At 37.5% G+C, this 25910-nt stretch carries 27 protein-coding genes; 19 read left to right on the top strand and 8 right to left on the bottom strand.

Going from position 1 to position 25910, the window contains the following annotated elements; genetic code table 11:
* The first annotated feature begins 107 nt into the window (after positions 1 to 107).
* A complete protein-coding gene (gene mscL / locus I2E21_RS07210; protein WP_022233914.1) occupies positions 108 to 536 on the top strand; it encodes a large conductance mechanosensitive channel protein MscL in 429 nt (142 codons plus the stop codon).
* A gap of 271 nt (positions 537 to 807) precedes the next feature.
* On the opposite strand, the gene I2E21_RS07205 is transcribed toward mscL, so the two are convergent.
* From I2E21_RS07205 to I2E21_RS07195, 3 genes are all read right to left on the bottom strand, one after another.
* A complete protein-coding gene (locus tag I2E21_RS07205; protein ID WP_195410858.1) occupies positions 808 to 2280 on the bottom strand; it encodes an LCP family protein in 1473 nt (490 codons plus the stop codon).
* On the bottom strand, positions 2264 to 3061 hold the full coding sequence (srtB, locus tag I2E21_RS07200) for a class B sortase (RefSeq protein WP_195410857.1): 798 nt from the start codon (positions 3059 to 3061) through the stop codon (positions 2264 to 2266). The genes I2E21_RS07205 and srtB overlap by 17 nt, the downstream gene beginning before the upstream one ends.
* 123 nt (positions 3062 to 3184) lie before the next feature.
* Positions 3185 to 3667, bottom strand: coding sequence for an LPXTG cell wall anchor domain-containing protein (locus I2E21_RS07195; RefSeq protein WP_195410856.1), 483 nt, complete (start codon positions 3665 to 3667; stop codon positions 3185 to 3187).
* Positions 3668 to 3923: 256 nt separating this feature from the next.
* On the opposite strand from I2E21_RS07195, the gene nadA reads away from it, so the two are divergent.
* Complete coding sequence (nadA, locus tag I2E21_RS07190; protein ID WP_022233918.1) at positions 3924 to 4841, top strand: quinolinate synthase NadA; 918 nt, start codon at positions 3924 to 3926, stop codon at positions 4839 to 4841.
* A 10-nt stretch (positions 4842 to 4851) separates the two neighbouring features.
* Complete coding sequence (mnmA, locus tag I2E21_RS07185; protein ID WP_195410855.1) at positions 4852 to 5925, top strand: tRNA 2-thiouridine(34) synthase MnmA; 1074 nt, start codon at positions 4852 to 4854, stop codon at positions 5923 to 5925.
* 89 nt (positions 5926 to 6014) lie between these two features.
* On the opposite strand, the gene I2E21_RS07180 is transcribed toward mnmA, so the two are convergent.
* Entirely contained in the window at positions 6015 to 7058 is a 1044-nt protein-coding gene (locus tag I2E21_RS07180; protein ID WP_195410854.1) for a HAMP domain-containing histidine kinase, read from the bottom strand.
* 773 nt (positions 7059 to 7831) lie between these two features.
* Positions 7832 to 8611, bottom strand: coding sequence for a sporulation initiation factor Spo0A C-terminal domain-containing protein (locus I2E21_RS12555; protein WP_195410853.1), 780 nt, complete (start codon positions 8609 to 8611; stop codon positions 7832 to 7834).
* A gap of 167 nt (positions 8612 to 8778) precedes the next feature.
* Between I2E21_RS12555 and I2E21_RS07170 the strand changes: the two genes are divergently transcribed.
* From I2E21_RS07170 to I2E21_RS07145, 6 genes are all read left to right on the top strand, one after another.
* A complete protein-coding gene (locus I2E21_RS07170) occupies positions 8779 to 9150 on the top strand; it encodes a helix-turn-helix transcriptional regulator (RefSeq protein WP_195410852.1) in 372 nt (123 codons plus the stop codon).
* Between the two features lie 240 nt (positions 9151 to 9390).
* Entirely contained in the window at positions 9391 to 10527 is a 1137-nt protein-coding gene (locus tag I2E21_RS07165) for an ATP-binding protein (protein WP_195410851.1), read from the top strand.
* 434 nt (positions 10528 to 10961) lie between these two features.
* Positions 10962 to 12008: a sulfate ABC transporter substrate-binding protein gene (locus tag I2E21_RS07160; protein WP_195410850.1), complete on the top strand. Its 1047-nt coding sequence runs from the start codon at positions 10962 to 10964 to the stop codon at positions 12006 to 12008.
* A gap of 76 nt (positions 12009 to 12084) precedes the next feature.
* A complete protein-coding gene (cysT, locus tag I2E21_RS07155; protein ID WP_022233925.1) occupies positions 12085 to 12924 on the top strand; it encodes a sulfate ABC transporter permease subunit CysT in 840 nt (279 codons plus the stop codon).
* Between the two features lies 1 nt (position 12925).
* Complete coding sequence (gene cysW / locus I2E21_RS07150) at positions 12926 to 13747, top strand: sulfate ABC transporter permease subunit CysW (RefSeq protein WP_195410849.1); 822 nt, start codon at positions 12926 to 12928, stop codon at positions 13745 to 13747.
* Entirely contained in the window at positions 13747 to 14805 is a 1059-nt protein-coding gene (locus I2E21_RS07145; RefSeq protein WP_195410848.1) for an ABC transporter ATP-binding protein, read from the top strand. The genes cysW and I2E21_RS07145 overlap by 1 nt, the downstream gene beginning before the upstream one ends.
* A gap of 58 nt (positions 14806 to 14863) precedes the next feature.
* On the opposite strand, the gene I2E21_RS07140 is transcribed toward I2E21_RS07145, so the two are convergent.
* Positions 14864 to 15616, bottom strand: a complete 753-nt coding sequence (locus I2E21_RS07140) for a tRNA threonylcarbamoyladenosine dehydratase (RefSeq protein ID WP_195410847.1) — start codon at positions 15614 to 15616, stop codon at positions 14864 to 14866.
* Entirely contained in the window at positions 15609 to 15839 is a 231-nt protein-coding gene (locus I2E21_RS07135; protein WP_022233929.1) for a hypothetical protein, read from the bottom strand. Before I2E21_RS07135 ends, I2E21_RS07140 begins: the two co-directional genes overlap by 8 nt.
* Positions 15840 to 16102: 263 nt before the next feature.
* On the opposite strand from I2E21_RS07135, the gene hemA reads away from it, so the two are divergent.
* From hemA to hemL, 6 genes are read left to right on the top strand one after another with little or no spacing between them, the layout of a single operon-like run.
* Positions 16103 to 17239 (top strand): glutamyl-tRNA reductase, encoded by a 1137-nt coding sequence (hemA, locus tag I2E21_RS07130; protein ID WP_195410846.1) that lies wholly within the window; start codon positions 16103 to 16105, stop codon positions 17237 to 17239.
* Positions 17239 to 17844, top strand: a complete 606-nt coding sequence (locus I2E21_RS07125) for a bifunctional precorrin-2 dehydrogenase/sirohydrochlorin ferrochelatase (RefSeq protein ID WP_195410845.1) — start codon at positions 17239 to 17241, stop codon at positions 17842 to 17844. The genes hemA and I2E21_RS07125 overlap by 1 nt, the downstream gene beginning before the upstream one ends.
* 1 nt (position 17845) lies before the next feature.
* Positions 17846 to 18709, top strand: a complete 864-nt coding sequence (hemC, locus tag I2E21_RS07120; protein ID WP_195410844.1) for a hydroxymethylbilane synthase — start codon at positions 17846 to 17848, stop codon at positions 18707 to 18709.
* A complete protein-coding gene (gene cobA / locus I2E21_RS12550) occupies positions 18706 to 20190 on the top strand; it encodes a uroporphyrinogen-III C-methyltransferase (RefSeq protein WP_195410843.1) in 1485 nt (494 codons plus the stop codon). The genes hemC and cobA overlap by 4 nt, the downstream gene beginning before the upstream one ends.
* The gene (hemB, locus tag I2E21_RS07110; RefSeq protein ID WP_176782118.1) at positions 20190 to 21161 is read left to right on the top strand and encodes a porphobilinogen synthase; all 972 of its coding nucleotides are present in this window, start codon (positions 20190 to 20192) and stop codon (positions 21159 to 21161) included. Before cobA ends, hemB begins: the two co-directional genes overlap by 1 nt.
* Before the next feature lie 12 nt (positions 21162 to 21173).
* Positions 21174 to 22436, top strand: coding sequence for a glutamate-1-semialdehyde 2,1-aminomutase (gene hemL, locus I2E21_RS07105; protein WP_195410842.1), 1263 nt, complete (start codon positions 21174 to 21176; stop codon positions 22434 to 22436).
* 55 nt (positions 22437 to 22491) lie between these two features.
* Here the strand turns inward: hemL and I2E21_RS07100 are convergent, their stop codons facing one another.
* Entirely contained in the window at positions 22492 to 22935 is a 444-nt protein-coding gene (locus I2E21_RS07100) for an Rrf2 family transcriptional regulator (RefSeq protein WP_186935154.1), read from the bottom strand.
* A 305-nt stretch (positions 22936 to 23240) separates the two neighbouring features.
* Here I2E21_RS07100 and I2E21_RS07095 point away from each other — a divergent pair, with 305 nt between their 5' ends.
* Genes I2E21_RS07095 through trxA form a run of 4 tightly spaced genes read left to right on the top strand, consistent with a single transcriptional unit; the run spans position 23241 to position 25906 of the window.
* Positions 23241 to 24473: an aminotransferase class I/II-fold pyridoxal phosphate-dependent enzyme gene (locus I2E21_RS07095; RefSeq protein ID WP_195410841.1), complete on the top strand. Its 1233-nt coding sequence runs from the start codon at positions 23241 to 23243 to the stop codon at positions 24471 to 24473.
* A 16-nt stretch (positions 24474 to 24489) separates the two neighbouring features.
* Complete coding sequence (locus I2E21_RS07090; protein WP_022235253.1) at positions 24490 to 25350, top strand: 4Fe-4S binding protein; 861 nt, start codon at positions 24490 to 24492, stop codon at positions 25348 to 25350.
* Entirely contained in the window at positions 25343 to 25588 is a 246-nt protein-coding gene (locus I2E21_RS07085) for a sulfurtransferase TusA family protein (protein WP_022235254.1), read from the top strand. The genes I2E21_RS07090 and I2E21_RS07085 overlap by 8 nt, the downstream gene beginning before the upstream one ends.
* Entirely contained in the window at positions 25589 to 25906 is a 318-nt protein-coding gene (trxA, locus tag I2E21_RS07080) for a thioredoxin (protein WP_117704918.1), read from the top strand.
* Positions 25907 to 25910 lie beyond the last annotated feature (4 nt).

The following is a 25910-nucleotide window of genomic DNA, read 5'->3' as shown; positions in this document are numbered from 1 at the left end:
AAAAAATTTTCCCACTATTATTAGTGGGAAAGTGTTTGTCCTGCATTATTCTGTATTTTTGCGGTTATGTCAACTGCTAAAAATATCTTAACAGAGGAGTTTAGGAAATGAAAAAGTTTTTTGGCGAGTTTAAAACCTTTATTATGAGAGGCAATGTGCTTGACCTTGCAGTCGGTGTTATTATCGGTGCTGCTTTTCAGGCAATTGTAACTTCACTTACTTCCGATATCATTTCACCGATTCTCGGTTTGTTCGGCGGAATGAATTTTGACCAGTATGCGCTTACAATAGGCGATGTTTCGATTGGATACGGTAAGTTCTTAACTGCGGTTATTAACTTTATTATAATGGCATTTGTCATTTTCCTTATTGTTAAATTAGTAAATAAGATTATGGCAATCGGCAAAAAGCCCGAAGAACCAGCAGAACCCACAACAAAGATTTGCCCGTTCTGTCAGAGCGAAATTTCAATCAAGGCTACAAAATGCCCGCATTGTACAAGCGATATTCCTGCAGAAACAGAAACCAAGGAATAACTTTAATACATAACTGTAACTAAAAGCTCCCGATACAAAAATTGGGAGCTTTTGTGTTGATTTGTAATTTTTGTTTAGCGGAATAAATTTGAAAAGCAATTATAAAAGTTTGGTCGACCTTTGAAAAGGTCGTGGGTGTGGGCAAAGTCCACAACTATTTTCCCACATTTTTCCGTGATGAGGGATTTGTTTTACGGGTTTTGTTGGAATGACAGAACGCAATTCAAAATAAAAAGCTGAAGTCGTTTTTATATCGACTTCAGCTTTCGCTTTATCCGTTATACGGTTTGTAATAAGTATCAAGAATCAGTTTATAAAGCTCGTCTTCGTTTACATAAAACTCGGTATAAACTTCACCTTTTTTCAGTTCGCCCGGTACTGAAACCATTGTCATATTCATACCGTTGTGGCTAAGCATATTCTGTGATAAATAGCAAATTTTCGACGGGTTCAGGTTTGTGCATGAGTATGGGGCAGAGGCATTAAACAGGCTTACAGGTGTTGTAATGTCATTTTTAGTCTGCGCAAGAACCGTATTCATAAATGAATCAAGATATACCTGCTGTCTTTGCATACGCTTGCTGTTTGCGTCTACGCTTTCCATATCTCTTGAACGAACAAAAGCTTCTGCATTCTGACCTTCAAGATGGTAGCTTTCGCCCTCTTTAAAATCGCCTATGGTTTCGGGAGAAACAACATCAACTCCGCCTACGGCATCATTAAGAGCTGATATACCGTCAAGGTCAAGCGCAAAGTATGAATTAATCGGAATGTTGTAGAAAAGTCTTTCAACGGCGGTAACCGTATTTGCACAACTTGACTCCTTGCCGTCGCCGTAAGCGTATGAAAGACAAATCTGTTCGTTTACAGTTTCCACATAATAACCGCTTGCCGAATATACCGCAACATCGGTCATTGTATCTCTTGATATATTAATAAGCTTAGTTTCGCCTGTCGAGGTGTCCATAGCAACAAGTATAAGAACATCGGCTTGACCGTTTTCGCCTTTTATATCGCTTGCACCGTCAAAAGAACTTTTATCGATGCCCATACAAAGAATACTTGTCATATTCTTGTTAAATTCATATGTTTGTCCGTTATACACAATATATTGACCGCCGTTTTGAACAACTACATTTGACGGAGCCGAAATTATATTTGTATTGTCAAGCAATTCTTTAGAGCCGTTGTAAATAAAACATACCAAAAGCCCGCTTACAACAAGAACAAGCGCAAGAATTGTACTGATAATTGTGAGTATTACTCTCTGCCATTTTTTAAAACGCCTTTTCTTGTTTTTTTGATTTTCTCTAATTGCTTTTTTCTGTTCCTTAGAACCCATCGCAGGGTGATTGCTTTTTACAAGTTCGTCGTATTCCAGCAAATATTTTTCGTTGCCTGTACTCAAACTTTTTTTCTTTATTTTATTTGAACTGCCTTTTGCAGGGCGTGAGCTTTGTACCAATAATACATCATCGGAATTTTCTTTGCTTGAATGATGGTGGTGATGGTGTTTATGATGACCGTGGCTTTTATATGATTTAACAAACTTATAGTCGTTAATATCATCTCTTATACTACGGTCGGCGTATTGCACATTTCCTTTTTCATCATCACTTGCCGAGCTTTCGCCTGTTTGTGAAGGCTGATTATTTGAATTGCTGTAAATATTATCGTAATGTTTGGTTTCTTTATCGGCAGTATCCGTATTATTGCTGTTTTCGTTATTATTTTGTGAGTTCATCTTTTATTAACACCCCCTGTAAAAGAAGTCGTCCGTCACCTGAATTAAGGCAGGTGCTTAGCGTGACAATTTTGTCATTGATTGTCAGCTCCGAATTATCTCTTACAACTTTTGTGAATGATCTGGGATTTTGAATATAATCAAGGTATTCCTGAAAAACCTTGTCGTCATCAAAATCAAACGAATTCATTATATGTCGGTCGTCATATGAATAAACCGACACTATACGGTAGGTAAGTTTGTGCTGAGGTCTGTAGATGTAAAAATACTCATGGTCATTGAAAAAATCCGTATTTGTAAATTTATATAAATCGGCAAACATACTTCCGTCTGCCATATTGTGGCCGTAGAGTACGGTTACCCTGTCATGCATATATATAGAATTACAATACTGTGAATAAATAGAGCCTGAAAAGCTGTAATTTCCGTAAATATCATGATCCAGGTAAAAATTATCGTTTGTGTTACTCCTGCAAACAGGGTAATTTATGTTGGTATCGGGAATATATATCCAAGAATAGATTTCGTCATTTTGAGATTGCAGCGACTCAAAATCTATAGGATTATCTATAATAGGATTGTCGGCAAGAGTTTCGTCAATTGACGGGGAAGTAACTTCTTCGGCTATGCTCGGAGCCACAGAACTTGCAAGTTTGCTGTAATCGTCCTGCTCTTTGTGTTGAGTATTCATTTGATACATAACATAAATTACGCACAGAATTAACAGAATAATTGTAATAACAAGAATTGTGATAAGAATTTTATTTCGATTTTTTTTCATAATAAATCACATCAAATAATTATAACAAATATTGACAACCGTGTCAATATTTCTGTAAATTTTAACTATAATAAGCATTAAAAAACAGCTTTCGAAAACCGAAAGCTGTTTTTATTAGCAAAATTAGTTTGATTTCTTTGACTTAACAATAGTTACGCTGACAGCAACAGCTATAAGTGATAAGCCGATTATTATATACGGCATTGCGCTTGAAGGACCGGTCTGCGGCGATTTATCAGAAGTATCTGTTGTTACAGCCTGTGTAGGTGACTCACCGTTGATTGTGTAATAAGGAGTTACCTTAATATCACCTGTGATTGTAATATCAAGATTTCCATCTGTAAGTGGCTGATCGGTTCTGTAAGGACCGTCAATTACCCAATGGTCAAAAGAATAACCAGACTTTGGCTTTGGAGTAAGGTGAACATTCTGGTTACCGTCCTCATCAATGCCTGTAGTGAACTCATAGTCACCGCTGCCGCCTGTGGTAGGAATAACAACTACTACATAAGTGTATGTACCTGTAGGACTTGGTGCGGCAAATACCGGAATAGACGCTGCAAGCATCAGCACAAGAGCCAATGCGAGGGAAACAACTTTTTTCATTGTACTAACCTCCTGTTTATATTATCCAATTAAAATATTAAGCAGAATAACCTCTACTTGTATATATTAAATATTATATCACAATTAAAGTATAAAGTAAAGACAAAAATTCAAATAATTTTCGGCAATTGTGATAATTTATAATTCTTTTAACCATTAAACATAAACAATATTTTTAAAATAAAAAGACCTATTGCAATAGTAGGCAAAAAAATGTATAATAAATTTAAAAGGAAAAATGAAGGGAAATGTATGTATGAATATTTCTGAAATTCAAAATAAAATTCTTGAGTTAAAAAAAGAAAAAGATGTTTGTATTCTTGCCCACAGCTATCAGGCAAGAGAGATTTGCGAAATTGCCGATTTTACAGGCGACAGCTATAAATTGAGTGTAGATGCAAGCAAAGTTACAAATAAAAACATTCTTATGTGCGGTGTTCGTTTTATGGCAGAAACCTGCAAAATCCTTTCACCCGATAAAACGGTTTATCTTGCTCAGCCGAGTGCCGGCTGTCAGATGGCTGACCAGATGGATAAAGAAATGATTTCTTCCGTAAAAGAAATGTATCCCGATTATGCGGTAGTTGCATACATAAATACCACAGCAGATTTAAAAACTATTTGTGATGTTTGTGTAACAAGTTCATCTGCCGTTAAGATTGTAAGCAATATGCCTGAAAAGAATATTCTTTTTATCCCTGACTGCAACCTTGGCGATTATGTAAGCCGTCAGCTTCCGGATAAGAATTTTAAACTTTTGCACGGCGGTTGTCCGATTCACGCTTGCGTTACAGCGGAAGATGTTAAAAAGGCAAAGGCACAGTTCCCAAATGCCGAACTTCTTGTTCATCCGGAGTGCCAGCCTGCTGTTGTTGATCTTGCGGATTATGTAGGCTCGACATCGGGCATTATGAACTACGCAAAGAACAGTGATAAAAAGGAATTTATCATCGGTACCGAAATCAGTATTGCAGAGCATTTGCAGTATGATTGTCCCGATAAAAAATTCCATATTCTTACACAAAAGCTCATTTGTCCTAATATGAAAGCTACCACTCTTATGGATGTGTTCAATTGCCTTAAAGGCGAGGGCGGCGAGGAAATTATCCTTGATGAGCAGACTATTACAGACGCAAAGAAATGTATTGACGAGATGATAAGACTTGGCGGTTAAGGAGAATAATATGACCGAAAGGGCATTAATAGCAATGAGTGGAGGAGTTGACAGTTCGGTAGCGGCTTGCTTGATAAAGGAGCAGGGCTATGACGCTACGGGCATTACTCTTAAGCTTTTTGATAACGAGGATATTGGCGAAAAGAAGGAGAAAACCTGCTGTTCGCATGATGATATTGACGATGCGAGAAATGTTTGCAGAAAAATCGGAATACCTTATTATGTTTACAATTTTAAAGACAGCTTTAAAGAAAATGTAATTGACCGTTTTATTTCTGCATACGAAAACGGCTGTACACCTAATCCTTGCATTGACTGCAACAGATATATTAAATTTGAAAAGCTTATGCAGAGAGCCGATGAGCTTGACTTTGATTATGTAGTTACAGGTCATTACTCTGTCATTGAGTATGATGAGGGATTGCAAAGATATTTATTGAGAAAGTCCCCCGATGTAACAAAAGACCAAAGCTATGTACTTTACTCGCTTACTCAAAGACAGCTTTCAAGAACCTTGCTTCCGCTTGGAAAACTTACAAAGCACGAAGTAAGAAAAATAGCGGAAAAATATAACCTTATTAATGCTCAAAAACACGACAGTCAGGATATTTGTTTTGTACCTGACGGAGATTACGCAAAGTTCATTGAGCAGTACACGGGCAGAAAGTATGATTTTGGTGACTTTGTTGATGAAAACGGCAATGTTCTCGGTACACATAAGGGCATTATAAGATATACGATAGGGCAGAGAAAGGGACTTGGTCTTGCTTTGCCTCACCCGATGTATGTCAAGGAAAAGGATATTGCAAACAACAAGGTTATACTTTGCGATAATGACAGACTGTTTTCAAAAGAGCTTTACGCAAAAGATATTAATCTTATTGCTTACGAAAAGCTTGACAAACCTTTGCATATAAAAGCAAGGGTAAGATACAATCAGCCTGAACAGGATGCAACGGTAGAACAGCTTTCAGATAACAAACTGCACATTGTGTTTGATAAGCCGCAAAGAGCAATTTCAAAAGGTCAGGCAGTGGTTCTGTATGACGAAGATGTAGTAGTAGGCGGCGGAACAATAGAATAATTTTAATCTGCTTGCTTTTGGTGAGCCGATTTTTATGCAAAAGGCACAGCGAAAATGCTGTGCCTTAATTACTTCATATAAACGAAATATTAATTATAAGTAATTAAAATATCTTCACGGATGATTTTTTCTTTGAGAATTTCGCATCTGTAAGATCTTATAATAAAGTTTCCTTGACCGTCAAACCTGAAAGTAACGGTTTTGGTAAACGGCTTATCGGGTTCGTATTCGGTAATAATAAGACTTGCCTTTGAATTTTTCAGAGTATCAAAAGTTGTCATAAAACCTATGCCGTTGCCGCCGCTTTCTTTGTGAGTGGTAACTCTTTCGGTACCGAGTTTTTGTAAAGTATCGGTTTCAAATTCAATTCCGTTGTCGCTTACGGAAATTTCATATATTCCGTCAACCGAAGAAACAGATGTCAGAATATTTCCGTTCCTTTTGCCTGTGCTTTCAACGGCTATGACAGCGTCTTTTATATGGTCGCAAAGCAGGGTTTCAAGTTCGGTTTGTGAAAGAAAATGATTGATAAGGTAGTTAATATCTGTATTTGCTATCAAATCAAAATTAATTTCGTGAGCAGAGGCTTTTATATACATATTAAGCAGAGCGCCGTCAATAACAGAATTTCCCGTAGATGCAAGCACCTTATTTTCTGCCTGTTCTTTTTGCACGAGTTCGTTTCTTTCTTTTGCAAGAGTAAGAAGTTCAGCGATTATTTTACTTTCCTTTTGTTTATCGTTACAATTGCAAAGTTCTTCTAAAGAATATTGCAAAGAACTCATAAGGTGGTTGTCACGGTGCACTATTTTTGAAAGAAAGGCATTGGATTTTGTAAGTTCCTCAATATTACTGTCTTTTTCCGCAATAACCGAATTGAAATGTTCGTCTGCTTTTTGCTGCAGTCGGCTTTTATAGTACCGTGTTATGCTTGTTCTTATCCAAATTACAGCACCTATACAACAAATTATCAATCCTATAAACATATATACAAATATAGATTTGTAGTCATCGCCGTCTTGTGCAAGCAGAGCTATGATTAAGAAAATAAAACCTGATATTAACAGACCTATGCCAAAGTTATCGGAATTATTGAAAAAGGCAAGACCGTTTTTTAATCTCTTAATTTTCATTATATAGAATGTTGATAATAAATGTATTATGCCTATAAAAATTGCCGTAAAAATACTTTTCGGATTCAAGAAATCATATGTAACTAATGATATATAGTGTGATGCAATTGCAAAAATCAAGGCAATGATAAATCGTACGCAATAGGAAAGTCCCATTGAAACAATGGAGATGGAAATGGTATTTTTTATATTGTTTTTAGTAAACAGTGTGATAGTTACAATAAACAATATACAACTTGCCAAGAATCCCAAACTGTTGTCAAATAAAAGTACAACAGACGAAATTATATTGACGACAAAAAATGCAGTCAAAAGCAAAGCTAACTTTGATTTGCTGCATTTAATGTTTGTTGTTTTAATAAAAATATAGGCTGATGAAAATAATGTCGGAGCTTTAATAAAAAAATTCATAGCAAAATTATATAAAAGCTCTGTAATGTTTGTTGACATAATATTTAACTCCGTATTACTATAATGATAATATTATATCATACAAGCTAAATAATGTCACTATATTATTTTCCTAAAAGTTGTTTTAAAAATTCATAAATATCATCCCACATACTTCAGTACCTCCTTTACTTTTGTTTTACAAGTAAAGTGTACCTTTTTTGCGGGGAAATTCTGATTTGTTGCTGTAATTGCTTTATTTTTAATATAGTGAGTAAATATCACATAATGTAAAAATAATAATTAGAAATTGTTATTTTATGATGAATTTATAAATTTTTGTTGCAAAAAAAATCCCGATGCTAATAAACATCGGGATAAATTTACAGGCTTTTTTTGATTTTGGAAGAATAATAATAGATAAATTCCATAACTGTGGGAACGCCTTTCTGCGGATTTATGTATGTGGTATAGTAGCGTTCAAGACTTTCAATATCGGTGTTTCGCCAAGCGTGGTTTATGGCAGTTTGCATTGCACGCTCAACACTTGCATCGGTTTTTTTATATTTTTGCGCCACAATACTGCAAAGATTGGTTACTCGCTGATTGCAAGTGATTTCAATAGCGTCTGCAAGGTAATTTCTGCCCTTAAGTTTTGGGCTGATTCCTATTAAATCAAGCTCAACAGAGATTTTATTTCTTATAATTTCGCTGTTGCTTATGCGTTCAGCGGCTTTTGCGGCGCTCGGTGAACTGAAATTTGAGGTCAGCGTTGTTTGTACAATTGAGTTGAGAAACTCAAGTACCATTTTACAGCTGAAATCATTTTGATTTTTAGTTATTACAAAGTCTGCACCTAAATTTCTTGCTATGGAATGAGTAACATTACTGATATTATTGGTAACTACCAGTATAAAAGGCTTGTTTGGCAATGCAAGTTCAGACAACCCTTTTAAAAATAAAAGACCGTTGCCACTGCCCTGATGTAGTTCCAAGTCGAGAATAACAGCATGAGGACAGTATTCTTTTACCATTTCTACGGCTTTTGAGGAGTTGTTTGTAGTGCCGACAATATAAAAATTTTCAAAACCTTTAATATCAGATTTATACTCTTCTACAGTATTATTATCATCTTCTACAATAAGTAAGTTAACTTTGTTCACAATATCACCTCATTATTATATTATACTACAAAAACTAACGAAAACCAACATTTTATAATATTTTGTGTAATAAAAAGTAATATTATTTATTATGTTTGAGTTTTATAATTATACTAAGATTATATTATGAAATCAATGAATAATTTGTAGTATTAAAGGTGAGGGTTATGAGCGATAATTTTGGCGATTTCATTAAGGAAAAAAGGGCAAGATGTAACTATTCTCTTAAATATGTGGCAGAAACAATCGGTATTTCTAATGTGTATCAGTCAAGTATTGAAGCAGGCAAAAGACCTGCGCCGTCATATGATGTTTTAAAGAAATTGAGAGATGCGCTAAAACTTAATGATGATGAATTCGGTGAAATGCTTGACCTTGCAGCCGAAAGCAAAAATTCAAGGGCGGTTGCTTATGATCTTGCCGATTACATAAACCAAAATGATTTTATACATAAAACACTGCGATTTTCATTGAAAAATAAAATTCCCGAATCGGAGTGGGTCAGATTTTTTAATGCAATGAATGAAAAATATCAATAATATTTCGTTATGTAAAACTGTTATAGTTGACTTTTGTCATTTATAGCTGTATAATGTTATCGGTAGATATTTAAGCCGCTATTAGTGATTAAAAAATCTCCTTTTATTCACTATTTAAGCTGTACCGTTTCCTGTTTTTACAGAAAATCGGTGCAGCTTTTTATTATTTGCGTTAATTGTATTGCTGGCAGACGGATTTGGGAGTATAATAGTAGCATATTACGAACAGCAGAGGTAAGTATGAACAGAGAAGAATATGAAATTTCTATTGAAGAATTAAAGAGAGTTGATAAAAACACTTGTACGGTGATTGATATAAGAGATGAGATTTCTTATAACTACGGAAATATTCCAAACTCGGTAAATATTCCGCTTGAGAAAATTAAAAATGATAAAAACATTTTGCCGAAAGATAAGAGATTGATTATTTGCTGCAAAAGCGGTCAAATAAGCGATACTCTTGCAGAAGAGTTGCGAGAAGACGGCTACGATGCGGTAAATCTTGTGAACGGATATTACGGCTGGCTAAAGGATAAATTTACCGATGACGATTATGCGGCAGATGTTGAAAAAAGTATAAGAAAAAAATTCAGCAAGACCATATGGGGCAGATTTACAAAAGCTGTAATTGAGTATGAACTTGTAAAGCCGAATGACAAAATAGCCGTATGTATTTCGGGCGGCAAAGATTCTATGCTTATGGCAAAACTTTTTCAGGAACTTAAAAGGCATAATAAATTTCCGTTTGAGCTTGTATATCTTGTAATGGACCCGGGATACAGCGTTGAAAACAGAGATGTTATTGAGAACAACGCAAGAAAGCTGAATATTCCGATTACGGTTTTTGAAACACAGATTTTTGAGTCGGTATATAATGTGGAAAAGTATCCGTGTTATCTCTGTGCAAGAATGAGAAGAGGATACCTCTACAAAAAGGCTAAGGAACTTGGCTGTAATAAAATTGCACTCGGACATCATTATGACGATGTTATAGAAACCATATTAATGGGTATGCTTTACGGCGGACAGGTGCAGACTATGATGCCGAAACTGCATAGTACAAATTATGAGGGAATGGAGCTTATAAGACCGCTTTACCTTATAAGAGAGGCGGAAATAAAGCATTGGAGAGATTACAATAAACTTAATTTTATACAGTGTGCGTGCAGATTTACGGATACCTGCACATCGTGCAACCCGAGCAATACAGGCTCAAAAAGACAGGAAATAAAACAGCTTATTGCGCAGCTTAAAAAAATAAATCCTCAGATAGAGAGCAACATTTTCCGCAGTGTTGAAAATGTAAATCTTAACACGATTATCTCGTATAAGAAAGATGATTATCAGCACAGTTTTCTTGATGATTACGATAAATAATTTTTAATCAAACTCAGTCATTTTGTGGCTGAGTTTTTTCTTTGGATTTTTAATAATCGGAGTTTATAAAAAGCGGCTGCTTGTCTTAAAAATTGCCAAATCATAATTTTATCACTATTTTTATAGAATTATTAACCGAGTAATTGTATTTATCTGCCAAATAATGTACAAGTTTGAAAAAACACTTGACTTTTTGGCGATATGGATATAAAATATCTCTATCAAGCAAACATACTAAAATGATAGGTATTATAGGTTATGTGAAAATAAGTATGTTTGGCATTATGAAAGGCAAGGGTGGTTTGTATGAAAAATCATTTTAACCGAATAGATAAACGAATGTGCGGTTCTTTTGGCGGTAAGTCGATGTGTTAAAACATTTTATCGGTTTACTTATTAATTTATGATAAAGCTAAAAAAAAGGTTTGATTAAAATGAAAAAAGTGTTTACTAAAAGACTTATATCCGCAATTCTTACAACAGCCCTTATCGGTACTTCAGCCTTTGCTCTTTTCGGCTGCGGAAAAGCTTCTAAAGATACTTCTAATGATGCTAAGGTACATATAACCAATGTATCATATGACCCTACACGAGAACTTTACGAAAGCTATAATAAAATTTTTGCCGACCATTGGAAAGCAAAAACAGGTCAGGAAGTAGAGGTTACTCAATCGCACGGCGGTTCGGGCAAGCAGGCTCTTGAGGTTGCAAACGGACTTGAGGCAGATGTAGTCACGCTTGCGCTTGAGTACGATGTTAATGCCGTAAGAGATGCAGGTCTTATAAATGACGGTTGGATAAATAATTTTGAAAACGATTCTTCACCGTATACATCTACAATTGTATTCCTTGTAAGAAAAGACAATCCGAAAAATATTAAGGATTGGAACGATCTTATAAAGGACGGCGTCGGCGTTATTACTCCAAACCCTAAGACCTCGGGCGGCGCAAGATGGAACTACATTGCCGCATGGGCATATGCCGATAAGCTTTATAACGGTGATGAAAGCAAAATTGAAGACTTTGTAAAAAAGCTTTATCAAAATGTACTTGTACTTGATTCGGGTGCAAGAGGAGCAACAACCACTTTTGTGGAAAATGGACAGGGCGATGTGCTTTTAGCTTGGGAAAACGAGGCGTATCTTTCTATTAAAGACCATCCGGACGAATATGAAATTATAGCTCCGAGCGTAAGTATTCTTGCACAACCGTCGGTTGCCGTTGTTGATGAAGTAGTTGACAGCAGAGGAACAAGAGAGGTTGCTACCGAATATCTTAGCTACTTATACAGCGATGAGGCACAGAGGATTGCAGGCGATAATTATTACCGTCCATACAATCAGGATATTTTGAAAGAGTATTCAGATGTATTCGATTTAAATATTAACCTTGTTACAATTAGTGACTTCGGCGGTTGGGACGAGGCACAAAAAACACATTTCGCAGACGGCGGAATATTTGATAAAATTTACGAAAAATAATTAACTATGCGTATGTGTTCGGCTGTTTTGCGGCTGAACACTATGCTTTGTATTTACAAGAAAAGCGGGTGTAAGAATGAATAAAACTAAAAAAGCAAAACGAGTTATCCCCGGCTTTGGCTTATCTATGGGAGTTACTGTATCAATACTTAGCATAATCGTATTGATTCCGCTTGCTTCTCTTGTGATTTACACAGCACAGATGAGCTGGTCAGATTTTATAGATACAGTTACAAGCGAAAGAGTAATGGCAAGTTATCAGGTAAGCCTTATTACCGCATTCATAGCCTCTGCAATAAATGCGGTTATGGGTGTTATACTTGCGTGGGTGCTGGTTCGTTATAAATTTCCGGGTAAAAGAATACTTGACGGAATGATTGAACTTCCTTTTGCACTGCCGACAGCGGTTGCGGGTATTGCGCTTACTTCTTTAACAGCCGATACAGGTTACATAGGCAGTTTTTTCGCACGGTTTGGCATAAGCATTGCATATACAAGAGTAGGTATTACTTTTGCGCTTGTATTTATAGGTATTCCGTTTGTTGTAAGAGCGGTTCAGCCTGTACTCGAAAAACTTGACCCTGTTTATGAAGAGGCCGCAGGTGTAATGGGTGCGAGCAGAATAAAGATTTTTTGGAAGATTATTTTTCCTGAAATTCTCCCGTCAATTCTTACAGGTTTCGGACTTGCGTTCGGTAGATGTCTCGGTGAGTACGGCTCGGTAATTTTTATAGCAGGCAACAAGCCTTTTGAAACTGAAATTACACCGCTCATTATTATGTCAAAGCTGCAGGAGTTTGATTATAAGAGCGCTACAGCAATTGCACTTGTAATGCTTGCGGCATCATTCTTAATCTTGTTTGTTGTAAATCTTATTCAGGCAAGAAATTCAAAAATATTAAAGGGAGGAAGATAATATGCACGAAGAAACAAAAGGTTCAAAGGTCGTAAAGTGGATATTAATAGGTATCAGCGTTTTGTTTTTATTCATTATGCTTGTACTTCCTCTTGCAACAGTGCTGACAGAGGCATTGAAGAGCGGCTGGCAGGTATTTTGGGACGCAGTAAGCGACGAATATACTTTAAAAGCTGTTTTGCTTACACTTGAGGCAACAGCGTGCGCAGTTGTTTTCAATACAATATTCGGATTGTTCGCTGCGTGGTCTGTAACAAAGTTTCACTTTAAAGGTAAAAAAATTCTTACCACACTCATCGACTTACCCGTTACCGTATCGCCTGTAATTGCAGGTCTGATATTTGTACTTACCTTTGGCAGACAAAGTGTTTTGTATCCTCTTTTACAGGAACTTGATATAAAAGTAATTTTTGCGGTTCCGGGTATTATTCTTGCAACAATATTTGTTACATTTCCGTTTATCTCACGAGAGCTTATTCCCGTTCTTGAATCGGAGGGAACAGATGAGGAAGAGGCTGCCGCATTAATGGGAGCAAAGGGACTCACAATTTTCAGAAAGATAACATTTCCGCATATTAAATGGGCGTTTCTGTACGGCATAGTTTTGTGTGCGGCAAGAGCAATGGGCGAGTTCGGCGCAGTGTCTGTACTTTCGGGACATCTGCGTGGAAAAACCAATACATTGCCACTCCATATAGAAATTTTATTTAACGAATTTAAAACCGTACCTGCTTTTGCGGTATCGGCAATTCTTGTAATTATGGCGGTAATAATTCTGATTATCAGAAGTGTAATTGAATACAAAGAAAAGAAGGAATCTTAATGTATGTGGAATTAAAAAATATTAACAAGACCTTTGGCAATTACAAGGCATCTGATAATGTGAATTTCTCAATTGAACAGGGTAAGCTCATCGGTCTTTTAGGCCCGTCGGGCAGTGGCAAAACCACAATTCTCAGAATGATTGCCGGACTTGAAACTCCCGACAGCGGTGAAATTATTATTGACGGCAAGGTCGTAAATGATATTCCGGCAAGCAAACGAGGAATAGGTTTTGTATTTCAGAATTACGCACTTTTCAGATATATGACTGTTTTCGACAACATTGCGTTTGGTCTTAAAATTCAGAAAAAGGACAAAAAATATATAAAAGAAAGAGTAAGCGAACTTGTTGAACTTATCGGATTAAAGGGACTTGAAAAGCGTTATCCGAGTCAGCTTTCGGGCGGTCAGAAACAGAGAGTAGCGTTTGCAAGAGCACTTGCACCTAACCCAACGCTTTTGCTGCTTGACGAGCCGTTTGCGGCTATTGACGCAAAGGTAAGACAGGAGCTTCGCTCGTGGCTTAAAGAAATGATTGAAAAACTCGGAGTTACAAGTATATTTGTAACTCACGACCAAGATGAGGCTATTGAGGTTGCCGATGAAATCATTATCACAAACAAAGGCAGAATCGAGCAGATAGGCACACCGATGGAAATATATCAGAAACCGCAGACAGCCTTTTCCGCATCTTTCTTCGGTCAGACAACCGTGCTTGACGATTATACAAAATTTAAAACCTTTGATTTTGTGGATGGTGCGGACAAAGCTATTGTAAGACCTGAATTTATAAAGATTACCAAGTTGAACGAACCGTTCAGACAAAAAGCGTCCGTATCGGTCGGCGAGGTAGTGAAAACAGCTTTCAGAGGCAACAACATTGAAGTTACGGTAAAATGTGACGGCGGCGTAATTAACGGAGTAAGAGGACTTGAAGAACCTGAAGTTTATCACGGCGAAAAGGTAAATGTATTCTTATACAGACTGTTTGTTACAAAGGGAGATAACGCATTTATTCTTGAAAACAAATCTCTCACAGAGGAATCCGTAGTAATTTAATTTACAGATAAACTAAAACACACCGATTGGCTTTTCAATCGGTGTGTTGCTCTATAGATTATTTTATTAAATCTTTAACCACTTCGCCTGCAATTATAAGACCGACTACTGACGGTACAAATGCTATACTGCCGGGCACTTGTCGCCTTTGTGTGCATTTTCTTGCAGTTTCGGGAGGGCAGATGCAGTTTGTTTTGCAGCTTATTGCCATATCTTCAATAGGGGTGATAGGCTTTTCCTTTGAATATACAACTTTGAGTTTTTTAATGCCACGCTTTTTAAGTTCATTACGCATTACTCTTGCAAGAGGGCATACGGAAGTTTTGTAAAGATCGGCAACTTCAAAAGCACTTGCATCAAGTTTATTTCCCGCACCCATTGAACAGATTATAGGGGTGTTCGCTTTTTTTGCCTGCATAACAAGTTCTATTTTGCCTGTTACCGTGTCGATAGCGTCTACTATGTAATCATACTGTGTAAAATCAAATTCGGCGGAGGTTTCGGGAGTGTAGAATTTCTGATGCTTGTTTATAATTATATTCGGATTGATTTCTTTCAGCCTTTCTTCGGCAACATCTACCTTGTATTTGCCTACTGTTTTTCTTGTGGCAAATATCTGACGATTAATATTTGTAAGGCATACTTTGTCATCGTCTATAAGGTCAAGCCGGCCTATTCCTGTGCGTGCGAGCGCCTCGGCAGTGTATCCGCCTACACCGCCTATTCCGAATATTGCAACCTTTGCATTTGCAAGTTTTTCCATTGCCTCTGCTCCGAGCAAAAGCTGTGTTCTTGAAAATTGATTAAGCATTGATTTTCTCCTTAATATAAAAACTTAGTTTATCGTCCGAAATTTGTATCTTGTAATTCATATTACGAAAAAAGTTTTCTGCGTGTTTTAATACTTCATCACTCGGTACTTCGTCAAACGAAAAATATTGTCCGCCGCAGGCATCGTGAAAATGCAGATAAGTATTAAAGTTATCCATAAGTTCGGCTTTCAAAATTTTTACCGTATCAAATTTAACTGTCATAGCTGCTCCTTAATTTATAATTCCTATCTATACAATAAGTATTATATTTCAATCATTTGTTTTGTCAATAGCAAAATTAAAAAATTATTGACTTTACTTATCGGTAATAGTATAATAAAACATATTAATTCAGTAGGTTTAATATGATATAGCCCGTTTGTTTATTTTTATTATAAATCTTAACTTAAAAATAATGCATAAAATTGACAACGCTATACCTTAGTATTAAAATAACAGGGTAGAATTAAATTGGGTGGATAAAGATGTATTGCATAAGTGTAAATTATAAAAATTCAGATGTGAATATCAGAAAAAAACTTGCTTTTCCCGAAAATGTACAAAAAGAATTTCTAACTGAACTTATAAACGGAAAAACCGTAAGTGAGTGCGTTATTATTTGCACCTGTAACAGAACAGAACTTTATTTTTGCGGAAATGAAGACAGCCTAAATACAGTGCAAAATCTGCTTTCAAACTATTCGGGAATAGAATGTGATTTGCTTAAAAAGCATTTGTATTTGTTCTATTCCGATAAAGCGGTAATGCATCTTTTCAGAGTGGTAAGCGGTATTGAATCTATGGTTATAGGTGAGGACGAAATTCTCGGACAAATAAAACTTGCTTACACTATGGCAAAAGACTTGGGTATGACGGGTTACGAGTTAAATATGACTTTTCAATCCGCAATGGCTTGCGCAAAAAAAATAAAAACTCAAACCGCACTTTCAAAAACTTCTGTTTCAACCGCAACCCTTGCGGGAAATGAAATCGCACATTTTAAGGATAAAGTAAATGTTCTCGTTATAGGCGCAACGGGGAAGATAGGCACTGTACTTGTAAAAAATCTTTTGTCGCATAAAAATGTAAGCGTTATTGCAACATCAAGAAAACACAGTGCGGAGTCGGTACAGACCAAAGCAAACATTACAATTGCTAATTATGCCGATAGGTACAGTTATATGGATTCTGCCGATTGCGTAGTCAGCGCTACCGCAAGTCCGCATTACACTGTTACATATTATGATTTAAAGAAAAATATAAAAACCGATAAGCCAAGACTTTTTATAGATCTTGCCGTACCTCCTGACATTGACGGCTCGGTTGCAGAGATAAAAGGTTTAAAGCTGATCGGAATAGATTATTTTGAAAAACTCGCAAAGAACAACAATGAGCTTAAACTTGACAGTGTGGAAAGCGCAAAAGAGATTATAAAAGAAGAAAGCGATGTACTTAAAAAAGACATAGCTTTTCACTTTTTTTTACCGCATATGGAGAGTGTAAAAAATAAACTTAGTGAAAATTCGTTAGAAGAAATATTATATAAATTCAAAGCCGAGTTACCGTCAGAAGAATTTATAAAGATACTTGATGCATTTAAAAGTTGTGGAGAAAAGATATAATGGCATATTTTCCTTTTTATATTGATATAGAAAATAAAAATATTCTTGTAGTGGGCGGCGGAACGGTAGCTTTAAGAAAGATAGAAAAGCTGTCGCCTTTTAAGCCGAGTATTACCGTGGTATCCCCGAAAATCTGCAGGGAGATTTTAAAGTTTAATGTGAAAGCCGTTGAGCGTGAGTTTGATGACAACGATTTAAACGGTGCTTTTTGTGTTATCAGTGCTACCGATAACGAACAGGTGAACTCACATATATTTGAATTATGCAAGGAGAAAAATATTCTTGTAAATACTGTTGATGACAAAGAAAAATGCGGATTTATTTTTCCTGCGCTTGTACAAAAAAATTCGGTTACGGCAGGAATTACCACTTCGGGCAAAAGTCCGATATATGCAAAGTATTTAAAAGAGCAGTTTTTAAATATGCTTGAAAATACAAATTCCGATACCGCAGAAACATTGTGGCAGTACAGAGAATACATAAAGGAAAACACTGCGGACGAAGAGTTAAGAAAGAAAGTTTTTTCGGCACTTATGGGTATGTGCCTTTGCGGAGAAAGTATTGATACCGATGTTGTTAATAAAATTATAAAGGAAAACAGCTGATATGAAAGTAAGAATAGGTACAAGAAAAAGCAAACTTGCCCTTGCACAGACAGAGATGTTTGCAAATGCTTTGAAAAAGAGATTTGACGATATAGATACAGAAATAGTTTGCATTTCAACAAAAGGAGATAAAATTCTTGATAAGCCGCTTGCAATGATAGGCGGAAAGGGAGTTTTTATCTCTGAACTTGAGAATGCTTTATTAAGCGGAGCGGCAGATATGGCAGTGCACAGCGCAAAAGATCTGCCTCTTGAACTTGCATACGGACTTGAAATATCCTCTGCTTTAAATCGTGGCAATTATCGTGATGTGCTTGTTGCAAGAAAAAACAATCCGATACAAAACAGAGAAGATTTTATTGTGGGTACGGGCAGTTTAAGGCGGCAGAGTTTTATCAAAAAAATCTATCCGCTCGTTTGCATTAAGGATATAAGAGGAAATGTAGACACACGACTCGGCAAGCTGATGAACGGCGACTATGACGCAATTATTCTTGCGGCGGCAGGACTTGAAAGGCTGTCGCTTTACAACAGCGCCGATTATGATATAATGCCCTTTGAGTACAAAGATTTTCTCCCTGCGCCCTGTCAGGCGATTATCGTGGCAGAGAGCAGAAAGGGCAGTGCCGTATCGCAAATGCTTAGAGAAATCAGCCATAGGGAAACTATGCTTGAATTTGAAACAGAAAGACAGATTCCAAAGTTGCTAAACGCAGATTGCGGTATGCCTGTCGGCGCTTTTTCAAAGGTAACAAACGGCAAAATAGAGCTTATAATTTCTACAGATTGTAAAAAAACAATATCGGGCAGTGCCGATATTAAGGACAGGTTTAATCTTGCAAAAAGGTTGGTGAGCGAGTTGTGAACAACGGAAAAGTTTATCTTGTGGGAGCAGGGTGCGGCGATTATGACTTAATAACTCTGCGTGGGCAGAATTGTCTGAAAAAATGCGATGTCGTTGTATATGACAGCCTTACCGACAAGCTGTTGCTTGAGTATGCGGATAATGCAGAAAAAATTTGTGTCGGAAAACGAGCAGGAAAGCATAGTGAAAAGCAGGAGAACATAAACGAAATTCTCATTGCAAAAGCAAATGAAGGCAAGACTGTTGTGCGCCTAAAAGGCGGAGATCCGTTTGTTTTCGGCAGGGGAGGAGAGGAAGTACAGGCACTTCAAAGTCACAATATTCCTTATGAAGTTATCCCCGGTATTTCCTCGGCAATAGCAGTTCCCGAAATTGCGGGTATTCCTGTTACTCACAGAAATTTAAGCCGCAGTGTACACATAATCACAGGTCATACGGCGCAGGATACCTTACCGAAAAATATACGGGAATACGCAAAACTTGACGGTACACTTGTATTTTTAATGGGACTTAGAAAATTACCCGAAATTGTAAAAGGTCTTACAGAAAACGGCAAAAGTGAAAATACGCCTGTCGCAATTGTGTCAAACGGTGCATATGCAAAGGAAAGTACGGTAAGAGGTACTTTAAAAAATATTTGCAGTCTTGCAGAGCAAAGCAAAGTTGAACCGCCTGCAATAATCGTAGTGGGAGAAGCAGTGGGGTTTGACTTTTCCGCTACAATAGAAAAGCCGCTCAAAAATAAAACCGTTGCGGTTACAGGTACGCATAAATTGTCTGCGAAACTAGGCAGAGAACTTATGTCGCTCGGTGCGAGAATCAACCGTATTGATTATCTTAGTGTAAAGGAATACAGACAAAACGAGCAGCTTGACAAAGCGCTTTCAAACGTTAATAATTATAATTACATAGTGCTTACAAGTATGAACGGAGCTGAAATTTTTATTAAAAAATTGAGAGCGTTAAAGGTCGATGTTCGCAAACTGTGTAATGTAAAATTTGCCGTTATTGGCAGCGGAACAGCGGGTATTCTTGAAAAATACGGCATTTTTGCCGATATTATTCCAAAGGTTTATACTTCGGTTGATTTGGGAAATCTTTTGGCAGATACGGTAAACAAAAATGAGCGTGTGTTGATTTTGCGTGCGGAAAACGGCTCAAAAGAACTTACTGAAATTTTAAGTCGCAATAATATAATTTATGACGAAGTAAAGACCTATGACATTCAGTCGGAAAGTAAGTCGGAGGGCGGAATTATTACCTCCGATTACATAACCTTTGCAAGTTCTTCGGGCGTAAACGCTTTTTTTGAAAGCGGATATGCTGTTAGCGAAAACACAAAAATTGTTTGTATTGGCGAGATAACCGCAAAGGCTTTGCATAAGTACAATATAGCCGATTACAAAATTGCAAAAACAAAAGATGTAGTCGGAATTATCAATACAATTATTTCAGATGTTAAAAAAGAGAGTGATTTTTAATGAGAAGATTCAGACGACTGAGATCAAATGAAAGTATACGCAGTCTTGTGCGTGAAACAAGAGTAGATAAGAAAGACCTTATTTACCCGATTTTTGTTGCCGAGGGCGAAAATATAAAAAAGCCCGTGGAATCTATGCCAAATGTTTATCAGTATTCACTTGACAGATTAGATGAAATTTTAGCGGAAATAAGCGAGAGTTCGATTGCGGGAATATTAATTTTCGGTATTCCGAAACACAAGGACGAGCTTGCAAGCGGCGCTTATGACGAAAACGGAATTACCCAGCAGGCTATCCGATATATAAAAGTTAAATATCCGTCAATGCTTATAATTGCCGATGTGTGTCTTTGCGAATATACAAGTCACGGACATTGCGGTGTTGTATGCGGTCATAAAATATTGAATGACGAAACCCTGCCACTGCTTTCAAGAATGGCGGTAAGCCTTGCAAAGGCAGGTGCGGACATTATTGCTCCGTCAGATATGATGGACGGCAGAGTGTCTGCAATCAGAAATGCTCTTGATGAAAACGGCTTTGCAGATACTCCTATACTTTCTTACAGTGCAAAGTTTGCATCTGCATATTATTCACCGTTCAGAGATGCCGCCGAGTCCGCACCTGAATTCGGCGACAGAAAAAGCTATCAGATGGACTATGCAAACGGCAAAGAGGCACTGCGAGAGATTGAAGACGATATAGAAGAGGGCGCAGATATGGTTATGGTAAAGCCTGCGCTTGCGTATCTTGATGTTGTAAAAGCCGCAAGAGAGCGTTTTGATTTACCGCTTGTAGTGTACAATGTCAGCGGCGAATATGCGATGGTAAAGGCAGCGGCAGAAAAAGGTTGGATAGACGAAAAGAAAATTGTTTCCGAAAATTTAATCGCTATGAAAAGGGCGGGTGCGGATATTATAATTACATATCACGCGCTTGACGCCGCAAAGTGGATTGACGAATTTTACAAGTAAGAGGTGGCAAAAATGAATATTCAAAATTCGGAAAAGTTTTATGCCCAAGCTCAAAATTTTATGCCCGGAGGAGTAAACAGTCCTGTTCGTGCGTGCCGTGCGGTTGGCAGAGCGCCGTTGTTTATCGACCACGCAAAGGGTTCAAAAATATATGATGTCGACGGCAACGAATACATCGATTATATTTGCTCATGGGGTCCGAATATTCTCGGACACGCTAACGAAAGAGTTATAAATGCAGTAACCGAAACCTGTCAAAAAGGACTTACATTCGGTGCTTGTCACAGCGGAGAAATCGAACTTGCCGAACTTATAAAAAAGCATTTTCCGTCAATGGAAATGTTAAGACTTGTAAATTCGGGTACAGAGGCGGTTATGAGTGCAATCCGTGCCGCAAGGGGTTATACAAAGAGAGATAAAATAGTTAAGTTTGAGGGTTGCTATCACGGTCATTCGGACGGTCTGCTTGTGAAATCGGGTTCAGGACTTCTTACCAATTCTATCCCCGACAGTGCAGGTGTTCCTAAAGGATATACGGATAATACCCTGCTTGCAAAGTACAATAATAAAGAGTCGGTAGAAAAACTTTTTGAGGAGCATGGTGATAATATTGCCTGCGTTATTGTAGAGCCTTGTGCCGCCAATATGGGAGTTGTACCGCCGCAGGAGGGCTTTTTACGGTTTTTGAGAGATATTACGCTAAAATATAATTCTCTGCTTATTTTTGACGAAGTTATTACGGGTTTTCGACTTAGCATTGGCGGTGCTCAAAAATATTACGATGTTAAACCCGACCTTACCACACTTGGCAAAATTGTAGGCGGAGGTATGCCTTTGGCTGTGTACGGCGGTAAAAAAGAAGTTATGCAGTGCGTTGCTCCGCTCGGTTCGGTGTATCAGGCAGGCACACTTTCAGGTAATCCCGTTGCCGTAAGTGCGGGAATTGAAACCTTAAAAATCCTTGAGGAAAACGAAGCTGAAATTTATACAAGGCTTGAGAAAATTTCATTGCAGCTTGAAAATGCCATGCAAGAATCGGGAATGAATGTGAATCGTGTAGGTTCAATTATGACGGTTTTCTTTACCAATGAAAAGGTAAAAGATTATGATACAGCCAAAACTGCCGATACTGCCCGATTTGCCGAATATTTCAGACATATGCAGGACAACGGCATATATACAGCTCCGTCACAGTTTGAGGCAATGTTTGTTTCGTTTGCACATACCGATGAGGATATAGATAAAACAATCAATGCAATCAAAAGTTTAGAATAATAACGAAAAGAAAAAGTGCAGCAATTCTATAATCTTGCTGCACTTTTTTTCTTTATTACACAGCCTTAGCCTGTGCAATAATTTCGTTTTGTTTGTAATGTTCCGCAATTTCTGCCAGAGTTATACTTTCGGCATAGTTTTGCAGGTATGATGACATTGCGCTCCACAATCTGTCGTTTATAAGCTCCGTCATCATATCGTTTTTATCTCTGCTGTCAAAATAAACATCATTAAGCACCCTTGTGTCAAGAGCATTTAATATGTCTTTAAAAGTAATTTTACTCAAATCTCTTGCAACTACATAACCGCCGTTAAGTCCCTTTTGCCCACGAATCAGATTTGCGGAGGTGAGGGACGGCAGTATTTGTTCAAGATATTTTTTAGATATATTGTGCCTTTTGGCAATATCGGGAGCGGTGACCGAACAGCCGTTTTGAGAATAAACCGCTATGTCGATTATCGCCATAATGCCAAATTCAACTTTTGTTGATATTTTCAATTAATAATCAGCCCCTTATACAGAAGAAAAGCCTGTTTTGGAGCAGAATATGCCTGACTAAGCGTATTAAATATAGATTAACATTTTTTAAGGAAAAAATCAATACTTACCAAATAAATATGTATTGTATATAATGACAGATTTTAGAATAATATGGAATAAAATTTGTAAAATAGGTAAAATCCTACAAAACCTATTGAAATACTAAGTTAAATGCGTTATAATCTACAGTATCATCTTGCAGATAAGCTTTTGCAGGATAAGCATTGACTAAGCAAATATGATTTAAAAGGGATGGGAAGCTTATGGAGTTTAATACAGCGTTATTGCACAAAAATTTTAGCGGCGATAAGGCGTCGGGCTCTACTATGACTCCTATTTATCAGGTAAGTGCTTTTTCGCACAGCTCTGCCGAACAGCTTGAAAAAGTGTTCAACAACAAAGCGCCCGGATATGCTTATTCAAGAATAGGCAATCCTACGGTGGCTTCTTTTGAGGCAAGAATTGCCGCCCTTGAAAACGGTGCAGGTGCTGTTGCGTGTTCGTCAGGTATGGCAGCAGTTACAATGGCACTTCTTAATATATTGGAGTCCGGTGACGAAATAATAGTAGGCGCAGGTCTTTTTGGCGGAACTATTGATTTATTAAAGGATTTAGAGGCATTCGGTATAACCGCTCACTTTGCAGACGAGGTTACACCGCAGAATGTTGAACCGCTTATCAACGAGCGCACAAGAGCAGTGTTTGCGGAACTTATCGGCAATCCGAAACTCGATATTGTGGATATTGAATCGGTATCAAATCTTACACACAGATACAATATACCTCTTATTATAGACAGCACCACGGCAACACCGTATCTTGTTCACCCGATTGATTTCGGTGCTGACATTGTTGTTCATTCAACCTCAAAGTATATTAACGGCGGCGGAAACGCAATCAGCGGTATAATAATTGACAGCGGTAAATTTGAATGGGATACGGAGAAATTCAAAGGTATGAAGGAATACAAAAAATACGGTAAACTTTCGTATCTTGCAAAACTGCGAAACGGTATATGGCGAAACTTCGGTTGTTGTCTTGCTCCGTTTAATGCATTTTTAAATTCTGTCGGTCTTGAAACATTGGGACTGAGAATGGAGTGCCTTTGCAGCAACGCATTGAAACTTGCACAATTTTTTGAAACCTGTAAAGATATTGAGGTTAATTACCCGGCACTTGAAAGTTCAGAGTATTACGCACTTACACAAAAACTTTTAAAAGGCAAAGGCGGTGCGATTCTTACAATAAGAGCCGGCAGTAAAGAAAAAGCCTTTGAACTTATAAATAATTTGAAGTTTGCAACCAACGCAACAAATATCGGTGACACACGAACATTGGTAATTCATCCGTCAAGCACAATTTACGCACACAGTACAGAACAGCAGAAAGAGAACGCAGGTGTGTTTGACGATACAATCCGAATCAGCGTCGGTATAGAGGACATTGCAGATCTGATTGAGGACTTCGGAAATGCAATAAGTAAAATAAACAATTAGTTTTGGGGGATTCACAATGGCAGTTGATTATTCAACATTAAAAAAAGGCGGATTTATGCGCCAAAAGCAAAAAAATAATTTTTCCCTTCGTTTAAGAGTGGTAGGCGGAAATCTTACGGCAAAACAACTTGCCAAGATTGCAGAAGTAGCAGAAAATTTCGGTGACGGCTATGTGCATCTTACCTCAAGACAAAGTGTTGAAATTCCGTTTATTAAACTTGACGATGTTGAAAATGTAAAGGCGGCACTTGCCGAGGGCGATGTTGAACCCGGTGTATGCGGTCCGAGAGTAAGAACAATTACAGCTTGTCAGGGACAGGCAATTTGCCCGAGCGGCTGTATTGATACATATTCACTTGCAAAAGAACTTGATGACAGATATTTTGCAAAAGAACTTCCGCATAAATTTAAATTCGGTATTACAGGATGTCAGAACAACTGCCTTAAGTCAGAGGAAAACGACCTGGGAATTAAGGGCGGAATAAAGGTTGACTGGAGAGAAAGTGACTGTATAGGCTGCGGCGTTTGCGTAAAGGCTTGCCGACAGGGTGCTATCACTCTTGAGGACGGGAAAATTTCCGTTGACAAGTCAAAATGTAATTTCTGCGGAAGATGCTATAAGGCTTGCCCGACCGACGCTTGGGATACCGTTCACGGTTACATAGTTTCATTCGGCGGACTTTTCGGCAACTCAATTAACAAAGGTGAAACAATCATTCCTTTTGTTGAAGATAAAGAAAAACTTTTGAAAATCTGCGATGCGGCTGTTAATTTCTTTGAAGAAAACGCAAAGCCGAGCGAACGCTTTAAGTTCACAATCGACAGAGTAGGCAGAGAAAAATTTGAAGAAAAGATATTGGAGGCATACAATGGCTGATTTTATTATTGACGATACAGTAGATATTACCGATGTTGTCTGCCCGACAACATTTGTTAAGGCAAAGGTTGCTCTTGAGGAGCTTGATGACGGTCAGATTTTAAGTGTTAAAATGAATGACGGTGAGCCTGTACAGAATGTTCCGAGAAGTATCAAGGAAGAGGGTCACCAAATTTTAAAACTCATTGATAACGAGGACGGCACTTATAATCTTATAGTTAAAAAGGTTGGTGATTAAATGCCGACAAGAATCAGTAAAGACAATTTTGAAAAAGAAGTTTTACAGGCAGATAAAACTGTACTCGCTGATTTTTATTCAGACAGCTGTGTGCCTTGTAAAAGACTTTCACCGGTACTTTTCGCACTTGAAGAAGAATATGCCGAAAAGCTCAAAATTGTTAAAATCAATATAAATTTTGATTCCGAGCTTGCCGAAAAATACGAGGTACAGGCAGCACCAACTTTGGTATTTTTTAAAAACGGCGAAGAGGTTTCAAGACTGCGAGGCGCAGTAAAACAAGCAGAAATTAAAGAAGTTATTGAAAAATCAGTTTAAAGGG

This window comes from Ruminococcus sp. BSD2780120874_150323_B10 (genome assembly GCF_015553695.1).
GTDB classification, from domain to species: domain Bacteria; phylum Bacillota; class Clostridia; order Oscillospirales; family Acutalibacteraceae; genus Ruminococcoides; species Ruminococcoides intestinale_A.
The sequence above is the reverse complement of the archived record's forward strand: the minus strand, read 5'-3'. Positions and strand labels throughout refer to the sequence as shown.